Genomic DNA, 9492 nt, shown 5'->3' with positions numbered 1-9492 from the left:
CCGAGCCGTAGGTCACCAGGATCTCCGCGACGCCGAGTCGCTCCGCGCTCGACGCGTCGAACGCACCGTCGGCGACGATCACCGCCTCGTCCTCGGCAAGCTTGAGGATGTCGACATCGGCCAGCAGATCCGCGGGAAAGTGGCGATCCTCGATCAGCGGCCCCAATCGGTCGGCCCGCACCAGGCCCTGCCCGTCATAGGCGACCCGATGGCCGCGCGCCGCGAGGGCGGCCAGCGTCTCTGCCGGGAAATCGGTGCGTAGTAACGGGGCCAGGTGCACCCATGTCGTCGCCGGGTCGGCCACGTCGATGTCCGCGGCGGTCCACACCGGGCCGATCGCCTGCACACCCATGTGCCGGTGATCGGTGTCGTCGTAGTCGAGGCTGAACGAACTGGTGACTTCCGAGGGCAGGATCTGCACCAGCGACCCGAACCGCGCGCGCAGCCCGTCGAACAGGGCGTGATCACGTTCGGCGCCCATCGCGATGATCCGGCCGGGTCCGCCCGCCGCCTGCAGCGCCACTCCCGCGAACGATGCGCATCCCCCGGGGCTCGGCGGCGCCCCGTTGATGATGTCGATCGCGAGGTTGCCGAGCACGGTTACCCCAGGGACTAGCTCTCGTGGCATGGATGAAGTCTCCCGGTCTGGACGATCACCGCGCTCCCCGACCCCGCCCGATCCCCGACCCGACATCAAAATGTGATCCACCTCACATCGAGGGCGGGGCGGAATGCCTCTCGCGGGATTCGCATTCAAATCACATAGATAGCCAATGTTGTGACGAAGGGTAGTGCGAAATGCGCATGGATTCGAGACTGAAACTCCTCCTCTGTACCGCCGGCCTGGCAGCCGCCGCCGTCATGGCGGTACTCGGCGTCCAGGTCGCTCAGCCCGATGGCGCACCCGGAATATCCGTGCCCTCGGCCCAATCCACCATGCAGTTCGGCGAGACCGTGACCCAATCCGCACCGCCGTCCCAGCCCGACACGCCCGCCGCCACACCACCGGTCAAGGCCCAACCCGCCCCGACCGCAGAGCCCGGATAAGCCGCATGGCTCACGCCGGCAGGTTGTACGGCGTGATCACCTGAATGGGCACGGGGCGGACCGGCTCGCCCGGCAGTGCGCCGTGTTGCTGCAGGATCAGCCGCATCGCCAGTCGCGCGTCGGCCCGGAGATCGTTGTGCAGGACCACCGAGATCCTGCCTTCCCGCAGCAGCCTGCGGTTGTCCACATCGAGGTCGTGGGCGACGAACACCCGGCACTCTCGTCCGAGCTTCTCGAACGCCGCCACCGTGGCGGCGTTTCCGCCTCCGGGTGAATAGACCGCCTCCACGGACGGGTGACGCTTGAGCGCGTCGAGCACCAGCCGTTCGTTGGTCGCGTCGATGCCGTCGCTGTCGGTGACCTCGACGACCGCGCGACCGGAACCGCGCAGCCCCGACCGGAATCCCACCTCACGCTCGCCCTCACCACGAAACACCGTGCGGCTCAGGGTGATCAGCACCTCGGAGTCGGTGGGGCCCAGCCATTGCTCGATCAGGTAGGCCGCCGTCGCACCGGCTCCGTGGTTGTCGATGCCGACGTATGCACTGCGGGCGCTGGTGGGGATGTCGGTCGTGTACGTCACCACCGGAACCCCGGCGGCGACGAGGTGGTCGACGGCCTCGGCCACCTCGGGTTCGTCGGCCGCCTTGAGCACCACCCCGTGGCTGCTGCGGATGCCCGCCAACGTGTCGACCATCTGGGCAGTTGAGCCGGACTCCCAGAGATGGAAGCGAGCCCGCAGCATGGCCGGGGCGAACGTGGGCAATTCGGCCTCGACGGCGGCCCGGAACGCATCGGAGAACCGTTGGGGGGTCTGCATGACCACGTCGATCAGGTAGCGGCGCCCGTTGAGCCGCAACTGCGCCCGTTGCTTGTCCAGATCCGCGATCGCCTGGCGCACCTCGGCCCGGGTGTTGTCCCGCACGCCCGGGCGGTCGTTGAGCACCCGGTCCACCGTGGCCTCGCTCAAACCACACTGCTGAGCGATCTCACGGACCTTGTATCGGTGCGCCACCTCTGAACTCCGATGCTCCTGATGGTTTTTTGATGGATTTTTGCCGTTGATTGTGCCACAGGACACAGCAAGACTGTCAGCCATGACCACGACATTGCGGACATCGCAGACCGGGCGCCGGGCCTGGATCGAGGAAGCGGACTGCTCCCTCGACGAGTTCCGCGCCCAGGTGTCGCGTACCACCGACGCCGCCGACTACCCCCTGGCCGCCTATATCCGGCACAACGTCCCGGTGTACTCGGCCGCCACCATCGCCGACGCCGATCGCCGCGGGCTGCAGGCCGAGTTGATCAGCGCGTTGGCCGACGGCCCGGGCGTCGTGGTGTTCGAAGGCGCCTTCGATGAGGACGTCGTCGATCGGGCCAGCGCCGCGTTCGGCGCGCTGATCGAAGCCCAGCGCGCCGAAGGCGCCGCCGCCGGTGACCACTTCGGCAAGGCCGGTGCGAACGACCGCATCTGGAATGCCGGGCAGAAGCTGGCCCTGCATTCCCCCGGCGTGTACACCGAGTACTACGCCAACGACGCGCTGGCCGTCGTATCGCAGGCCTGGCTGGGCCCGCGCTATCAGGTCACCTCACAGGTCAATGTCGTCAATCCCGGTGGTGCAGCCCAGGTTCCGCATCGCGACTATCACCTCGGTTTCGTCACCCCGGACCAGTTGGCCGACTACCCCGCACATCTGCACCGGCTGTCGCCGGCGATGACGCTGCAGGGCGCGGTCGCGCATTGCGACATGCCGCCGGCCAGCGGCCCGACCATGCTGTTGCCGTACTCGCAGACCTTCGAAGCCGGGTACATCGCGTTCTCCCGGCCGGAGTTCATCGAATTCTTCGCCGCCCACCAAGTTCAGGTGCCGCTGCGCAAGGGCGATGCGGTCTTCTTCAATCCGGCGCTGTATCACGGCGCAGGCACCAACACCTCGACCGACATCCGGCGCATGGCCAACCTGCTACAGATCTCCTCGCCGTTCGGCCGCGCGATGGAAGCACTCGATCGCACCGCCATGGTCCGGGCCGTGTATCCCGCCCTGCTGGCGATGAAGTCCGCGGGCCGCTCCGAGCGCGAGCTGTCCAACGCCGTCAACGCCACCGCCGAGGGCTACGCGTTCCCGACGAATCTCGACCGGGACCAACCCATCGGCAGTCTGGCTCCGCCCAGCCAGGTCGACACCGTGCTGGCCGCACTGGCCGGTGATCTGACCCCCGAAGAACTCGACAGCATCCTCGATCAGCAACAAGAACGGAGAATTCCATGACCACGCTCGGCGTTATCGGACTGGGCCGCATCGGCGCATTCCACACCGAAACCCTTTCCACCCTGGACGGTTTGGACGGGCTGGTGATCACCGACGAGCGCCCTGACGTTACCGCTGCGGTGGCCGCCAAGCACGGCGCCAAAGCCGTCGACACCGTCGAGGAACTGTTGTCCTCCGGCATCGACGGCGTGGTCGTGGCCGCCGCGACACCCGCGCACGCCGAGCTGACACTGGCCGCCGTCGAGCGCGGCATCCCGACCTTCTGCGAGAAGCCGATCGCCTCCACCGCCGTGGAGAGCGCGCGGGTCGCCGAGACCATCGCACGATCCGGTGTCCCCGTGCAGGTCGGGTACCAGCGCCGGTTCGATGCCGCCTTCGCCGCCGCCAAGCGTGCGGTCGACGACGGGTCGTTGGGCATCCTGCACACGGTGCGCAGCACCACGATGGACCCCGCTCCCCCGCCGCTGGACTACATCAAGGGCTCCGGCGGCATCTTCCGTGATTGCGCCGTGCACGATTTCGACATCATCCGCTGGATCACCGGCCAGAACGCGGTCGAGGTGTACGCCACCGGATCCGTACAGGGCGACCCGCTCTTCGCCGAGTACGGCGACGTGGACACCGCCGCGGTGATCGTGCGGTTCGACGGGGGTGCGCTGGGCGTCGTGTCGAATGCCCGCTACAACGCCCGCGGATACGACTGCCGCCTTGAGGTTCACGGATTCGGCGACAGTGTGGCCGCCGGCTGGGACCAGGGTGTGCCGATCCGAAATGTCGACCCGGCCAACACATTCCCGACCGGCCCCGCACACAATTTCTTCATGGACCGCTTCACCGAGGCGTTCCGCACGGAGCTGGCCGGCTTCGTGGAGGTGGCCAAGGGCGCGCCGGTCGCCGGCGCCACGGTGGCCGACGCCGTCGAGGTGGCCTGGCTCGCCGAGGCCGCCACCGAGTCCCTGCGCCGGGGCGCCCCGGTGCGCATCGAGGAGGTTCGCAACGCATGAGCGCCGACATCAAAATCGCCGGAGCGCCGATCTCGTGGGGCGTCTGCGAGGTACCCGGCTGGGGTTACCAGCTCGACCCCGAACGCGTGCTCACCGAGATGCGCGACACCGGCCTGACCGCCACCGAACTCGGCCCAGAAGGTTTCCTGCCCGCCGACACCGCCGAGCTTCAGTCCGTGCTGACCCGGCACGGGCTGGCCTGCGTCGGCGGGTTCGTCCCCGTGGTGTTGCACAACGCCGACCACGATCCCGCCGATGACCTTGCCGGACCGCTGGATTCGCTGGTGGCAGCGGGCGCCGGGGTCGTGGTGCTGGCCGCGGCCACCGGATCCGACGGCTACGACTCCCGGCCGGTGCTCGATGACGACCAATGGGCGACACTGCTGTCCAACCTGGACCGGCTGGCCTCGATCGTCGCCGCGCGCGGCCTGCTCGCGGTGCTGCATCCGCACGTGGGAACCATGGTCGAGACCCGCGACGATGTCGACCGGGTGCTGGCAGGCTCGGCGATCCCGCTGTGCCTGGACACCGGGCACCTGTTGATCGGCGGCACCGATCCGCTCGAACTGGCCAAGGCGGTGCCGCACCGAATCGCGCACACCCACCTCAAGGATGTCGACGCGGCCCTGGCCGCCAAGGTGCAATCGGGTGAGATCAGCTACACCGATGCCGTCAAAGCCGGGATGTACACGCCCCTGGGCACCGGTGATGTCGACATCGCGGGCATCGTCTCGGTCCTGCGGGACAACGGTTTCGACGGATGGTTCGTGATGGAGCAGGACACCATTCTGGACAACGCACCCGCCGGAGACGGGCCGGTCACCGACGTGCGGGCCAGCGTGGCGTACTTGAAGTCTGCGACCTCGTGACCGGATTGCGCATCGGGGTCTTGGGTGCTTCCCGGATCGCCGAGAAGGCCATCGTGGGGCCGGCGCAGGAACTGGGTCACCGACTGGTGGCGGTCGCCGCGCGTGATCCGCAGCGCGCGGCGGCTTTTGCCGACAAACACGGTGTGGAGCGCGTGCTCGGCTCGTACGCCGAGGTGATCGACGACGCCGAGGTGGATGTCGTATACAACCCCCTGGCCAACGCATTGCACGCGCCGTGGAATCTGGCGGCCGTCACCGCCGGCAAGCCCGTGCTCAGCGAGAAGCCTTTCGCACGCAACAGATCTGAGGCCGCCACAGTCGCCCGGGCCGCCGAGGCTGCGGGGGTGACGGTGCTGGAGGGGTTCCACTACTTCTTCCATCCGGTGACACAGCGGGCCTTCGCGCTGGCCGCCGGCGGTGAGATCGGCCGGCTCACTCGGGTCGAGGTGCGGATGGCGATGCCCGCACCGGACGACGATGACCCCCGCTGGTCCCTGGAACTGGCCGGCGGGGCCCTGATGGACCTCGGCTGCTACGGCATGCACGTCCTGCGGTCGTTGGGCCGTCTGGACGTCGACGGGCTCCGCGGCGCACCGTCCATCGTCGCCGCCCGCGCCGAGCAACGCTCGACCGATGTCGATGCGACGTGCGATGTCGAGGTCAGTTTCCCGGGCGGGGCGACCGGGCTGACCGCCAATTCGATGGTGGCGCCCGAGTATTCGTTCACCATCAGGATCGTCGGCAGCGAGGGCGAGGTGCTGGTTCACGATTTCATCCGGCCCAACGACGACGACCGGATCACCGTGCGGACGGTCGCCGGTGAACGCGTCGAGCGACTCGGGACCCGGGCCAGCTATACGTACCAACTGGAGGCATTCGCCGACCACGTACAGAACGGTGCGGCGCTGCCGTTCGGGCTCGCGGACGCGGTGACCAACATGGCCTACGTCGACGCCGCGTACCAGGCCGCGGGGCTACGCACGCGTTAGGCGGCGCAAGGAGAAGGACTATGACTCAGACATTCGAACTGGCCGTGTGTGCCGAGATGGTCTTCACCGATCTCGACATCGTCGAGCGGGCCCGGCGTATCTCCGAACTCGGCTTCTCGGTGGAGATCTGGAGCTTCCACGACAAAGACCTCGATGCATTGGCCGCGACCGACGCCCGGTTCTCGTCGATGACCGGCTATCTACGCGGCGATCTCTACGACCCGGCGGGCGCCCGCGAGGTGGTGCGTACCGCACAGGAAGCCATCAAAGCCGCTGAGGTACTGGGAGTTCCGCGCCTCGTCGTGCATCCGGGCGAGCTGGTCGACGGTCAGGCCGCCCGGCCCCGCCACCGGGTCACCGGCGAGATGTGGTTCTCGGCGCTGCGTGGGCTGGAAGCGCTCGGTGAGCTGGGCGCCGAGGCCGGTGTCACCTTCTGTCTGGAGAACCTCAACACCATCGTCGACCACCCCGGGGTTCCGCTGGCGCGCGCCAAGGACACCCTGGCGCTGATCGAGGCGGTCGACCACCCCAACGTCAAGATGATGCTCGACCTCTATCACGCCCAGATCGGTGAGGGAAACCTCGTCGACCTGGTGCGCCGGGCCGGGTCGGCGATCGGCGAGATCCAGGTGGCCGACGTGCCGGGGCGCTGCGAGCCGGGGACGGGTGAGATCCACTACCCCGCCATCGCAAAGGCGTTGCACGACATCGGCTATACCGGGACCGTCGGCATGGAGGCCTACGCCTCCGGAGACAGCGTCGCGGCGCTGGAAGCCTTCCGCACCGCGTTCTCCTGATGCCTCGCTGAGCACCGCGAGCGTGCGTGTTTCGGCGATGCGCCGCATTCCAAGGTCCGCCGTGCGCACAATGACGGAATGTCCGAGGCATCCTTTCCGCACGGCAACTGGGGGCGTGACGACCTCTCGCCGATGTTCAAGCCGGTGTTCGCGTTCGCCGCATCCCCATTCGGCTCCAAGGTGATCCGGGCGATCGTGCCACTCGACAGGCGGGTGGTCGACCGCACGAAGGGTCGCTTCTCGTTGTTCGGACCGCTGTCGATGCCCGAACTGCTGTTGACCACGACCGGTCGAAAGTCAGGCCGGCCACGCACCTCCGTGCTCAGCTATGTCCACGAGGGCGACCGCCTACTGGTGATGGGCAGCAACTTCGGCCAGCAGCACAATCCGTCGTGGTCGAGCAATCTCGTCGCCGAGCCGCAGGCTTCGATATCGATGGCAGGCCAGGACATCCCGGTCGTCGCGGCCGTGCTCTCCGGCGCCGAACGCGACGGGGCTCTGCAGCGCTTTCTGGCCTACCCGATGTACCGGGCCTACCAGACGCGCACCGACCGGGACATGCGGGTGTTCGCGCTGACGCGCAGATAGCGCAGCGCCCCGCCGGCCGGGTGGCTGACGGGGCGCCGAGGCAGAAACTACCGGCGGAGCTCGTGGCTGAGCGCCTCAAGCTCGTTGCCGCCGGCCATCTCCTGAGTCAGGGTTTCCAGGGAGATCTCGTCGTAGGTGCAGTCCAACTTCTGCCGCCCGCGGTTCAGCAGCACGAAATGGTCACCGACCATGTGTGCGTGGTGCGGGTTGTGGGTGATGAAGATGACCCCGAACCCCTGTTCCTTGGCGGCCGTGATGTAGCGCAGCACCATGCCGGACTGCTTGACACCCAGCGCTGCCGTCGGCTCGTCGAGGATCAGCACGCGGGCGCCGAAGAAGATCGCCCGCGCAATCGCCACACACTGGCGCTGACCACCCGACAGCGAGCCGATCGGCGCGTCGACATCGGGCAGGTCGATACCCATCTTGTGCAGCTCGGAAATGGTGGTCGCACGCATCGCGGAAATGTCCAGCGACGGCAGGATGCCCTTCTTGCGCAACTCGTTGCCGAGAAAGAAGTTGCGCCACACCGGCATCAGTGAGACCACCGCCAGGTCCTGGTAGACGGTCGCGATTCCGGCCTTAAGCGAGGCCTTGGGTGAGTCGAACACCGTCGGCGCGCCGTCGATCAGCAGCTCGCCCTCGGTGGGCTTGTGCAGGCCCGCGATGATCTTGATCAAGGTGGACTTACCGGCACCGTTGTCGCCGAGCACGCCCGTCACCTCGCCGGCACCCACCCGCAGGTTGATGTCCTTGAGCGCGATGATGTTTCCGTAGCTCTTGCCCACGTGTTTGAGTTCGACCAGCGGCACCGCGCCGCCCGACGGTGTCTCCGCAATCGGGGCTTCAGCAGTTGTGCTCATCTACTTACCTCTTCACTGCGTAGTTACGGACGACGTTGTTGGCGATCACCGCGAACAGCAGCATCCCGCCGAGGAAGAACTTGAACCAGTCCGGGTTCCACCCGGCGTAGACGATGCCCTGGTTGGTCATGCCGAAGATGAAGGCACCGATCAGCGTGCCGATCGCGGTGCCATAGCCACCGGTGAGCAGGCAGCCGCCGACCACCGCGGCGATGATGTAGAAGAACTCGTTACCGATGCCCTGGCCGGACTGCACCGTGTTGAACGCGAACAACAGGTGCATGCCGACGAACCAGGCGCAGAAGCTGACCACCATGAAGAGGCCGATCTTCACCTTCGTGACCGGTACGCCAACGGCACGGGCGCTGTCCTGGTTGCCGCCGACGGCGAAGATCCAGTTGCCGATCTTGGTCTTGAACAACACATAGGTGGCGATGACGACGAACAGGATCCACCACAGCACGGTGACGCGGACCGACACCCCGAGAATATTGAACGACGAGGCGAATACGGCTCGGCCGGAATCGAATCCCTCCATGTCGGACACGCTTGGGGTCGCGACCTGGCCGGACAGCAGCTTGGTCACCGCCAGGTTGATGCCGGCGAGCATGAAGAAGGTGCTCAGTGTGATGAGGAACGACGGGATCCTGGTCTTCATCACCATGTAGCCGTTGAAGAAGCCGATCGCCAGGGCCATCACCAGCGCCAGTACCGCACCCGTCCACAGGTTCAGGTGCAGGTTGTACGACAACATCGAGGCGGAGAGCGAAGCCGTGGTGACCGCGACGCCCGACGACAGATCGAACTCACCGCCGATCATCAGCACGCCCACCCCGACGGCCATGATGCCGATCGTCGAACTCGCATAGAGCACCGTGGCCAGGGCTTCCGGGGTCCGGAAGGGCGGCGCCACGATCAGGAACAGCACGAAGATGCCGATCGCACCGATCGCCGCACCCATCTCGGGGCGGATCAGCAGGCGCTGCAGCTTGTTCTGTTCCTTGACCCGCTCGTCGCGGACGACCTTGTGCGTTTCGAGGTTGAGGTCTGCCTGGGTACTCATGG

At 67.1% G+C, this 9492-nt stretch carries 11 protein-coding genes; 6 read left to right on the top strand and 5 right to left on the bottom strand.

Features of this window, described 5'->3' with window-relative positions; translation table 11 throughout:
* The 3 genes from TX88_RS28610 to TX88_RS28600 form a co-directional block, all read right to left on the bottom strand.
* The coding region (locus tag TX88_RS28610; RefSeq protein WP_044522760.1) for a carbohydrate kinase family protein at positions 1–628 on the bottom strand (628 nt) is incomplete at its 3' end.
* Positions 629–887: 259 nt separating this feature from the next.
* On the bottom strand, positions 888–1061 hold the full coding sequence (locus TX88_RS34745; protein ID WP_209447117.1) for a hypothetical protein: 174 nt from the start codon (positions 1059–1061) through the stop codon (positions 888–890).
* Positions 1058–2062 carry a LacI family DNA-binding transcriptional regulator gene (locus TX88_RS28600; protein ID WP_044522757.1) on the bottom strand — a complete coding sequence of 335 codons (1005 nt, stop codon included), beginning with the start codon at positions 2060–2062 and terminating at the stop codon, positions 1058–1060. Before TX88_RS28600 ends, TX88_RS34745 begins: the two co-directional genes overlap by 4 nt.
* 82 nt (positions 2063–2144) lie before the next feature.
* On the opposite strand from TX88_RS28600, the gene TX88_RS28595 reads away from it, so the two are divergent.
* From TX88_RS28595 to TX88_RS28570, 6 genes are all read left to right on the top strand, one after another.
* Entirely contained in the window at positions 2145–3317 is a 1173-nt protein-coding gene (locus TX88_RS28595; protein WP_044522751.1) for a phytanoyl-CoA dioxygenase family protein, read from the top strand.
* Entirely contained in the window at positions 3314–4321 is a 1008-nt protein-coding gene (locus tag TX88_RS28590) for a Gfo/Idh/MocA family protein (protein ID WP_044522745.1), read from the top strand. The genes TX88_RS28595 and TX88_RS28590 overlap by 4 nt, the downstream gene beginning before the upstream one ends.
* Positions 4318–5190, top strand: a complete 873-nt coding sequence (locus tag TX88_RS28585; protein ID WP_044522737.1) for a sugar phosphate isomerase/epimerase family protein — start codon at positions 4318–4320, stop codon at positions 5188–5190. Before TX88_RS28590 ends, TX88_RS28585 begins: the two co-directional genes overlap by 4 nt.
* Positions 5187–6179 carry a Gfo/Idh/MocA family protein gene (locus tag TX88_RS28580; protein ID WP_044522733.1) on the top strand — a complete coding sequence of 331 codons (993 nt, stop codon included), beginning with the start codon at positions 5187–5189 and terminating at the stop codon, positions 6177–6179. Before TX88_RS28585 ends, TX88_RS28580 begins: the two co-directional genes overlap by 4 nt.
* Positions 6180–6199: 20 nt before the next feature.
* Positions 6200–6976, top strand: a complete 777-nt coding sequence (locus tag TX88_RS28575; protein ID WP_044522730.1) for a TIM barrel protein — start codon at positions 6200–6202, stop codon at positions 6974–6976.
* Between the two features lie 78 nt (positions 6977–7054).
* Positions 7055–7564 carry a nitroreductase family deazaflavin-dependent oxidoreductase gene (locus tag TX88_RS28570; protein ID WP_044522724.1) on the top strand — a complete coding sequence of 170 codons (510 nt, stop codon included), beginning with the start codon at positions 7055–7057 and terminating at the stop codon, positions 7562–7564.
* 47 nt (positions 7565–7611) lie between these two features.
* Here TX88_RS28570 and TX88_RS28565 read toward each other — a convergent pair whose 3' ends face one another.
* Together TX88_RS28565 and TX88_RS28560 are read right to left on the bottom strand one after the other, a co-directional pair.
* Entirely contained in the window at positions 7612–8427 is an 816-nt protein-coding gene (locus TX88_RS28565) for an ATP-binding cassette domain-containing protein (RefSeq protein ID WP_044522721.1), read from the bottom strand.
* 4 nt (positions 8428–8431) lie between these two features.
* Positions 8432–9490: an ABC transporter permease gene (locus TX88_RS28560; RefSeq protein WP_044522719.1), complete on the bottom strand. Its 1059-nt coding sequence runs from the start codon at positions 9488–9490 to the stop codon at positions 8432–8434.
* Between the last annotated feature and the right edge of the window lie 2 nt (positions 9491–9492).

The organism is Mycolicibacterium septicum DSM 44393 (genome assembly GCF_000455325.1).
In the GTDB taxonomy this organism is placed as follows: domain Bacteria; phylum Actinomycetota; class Actinomycetes; order Mycobacteriales; family Mycobacteriaceae; genus Mycobacterium; species Mycobacterium septicum.
The sequence above is the reverse complement of the archived record's forward strand: the minus strand, read 5'-3'. Positions and strand labels throughout refer to the sequence as shown.

What these genes read in the sequence shown, in the direction of transcription:
- TX88_RS28595 (WP_044522751.1), top strand. Translation starts at nt 2,145, where the DNA reads ATGACCACGACATTGCGGACATCGCAGACCGGGCGCCGGGCCTGGATC.
- TX88_RS28590 (WP_044522745.1), top strand. Translation starts at nt 3,314, where the DNA reads ATGACCACGCTCGGCGTTATCGGACTGGGCCGCATCGGCGCATTCCAC.
- TX88_RS28585 (WP_044522737.1), top strand. Translation starts at nt 4,318, where the DNA reads ATGAGCGCCGACATCAAAATCGCCGGAGCGCCGATCTCGTGGGGCGTC.
- TX88_RS28575 (WP_044522730.1), top strand. Translation starts at nt 6,200, where the DNA reads ATGACTCAGACATTCGAACTGGCCGTGTGTGCCGAGATGGTCTTCACC.
- TX88_RS28570 (WP_044522724.1), top strand. Translation starts at nt 7,055, where the DNA reads ATGTCCGAGGCATCCTTTCCGCACGGCAACTGGGGGCGTGACGACCTC.
- TX88_RS28565 (WP_044522721.1), bottom strand. Translation starts at nt 8,427, where the DNA reads ATGAGCACAACTGCTGAAGCCCCGATTGCGGAGACACCGTCGGGCGGC.
- TX88_RS28560 (WP_044522719.1), bottom strand. Translation starts at nt 9,490, where the DNA reads ATGAGTACCCAGGCAGACCTCAACCTCGAAACGCACAAGGTCGTCCGC.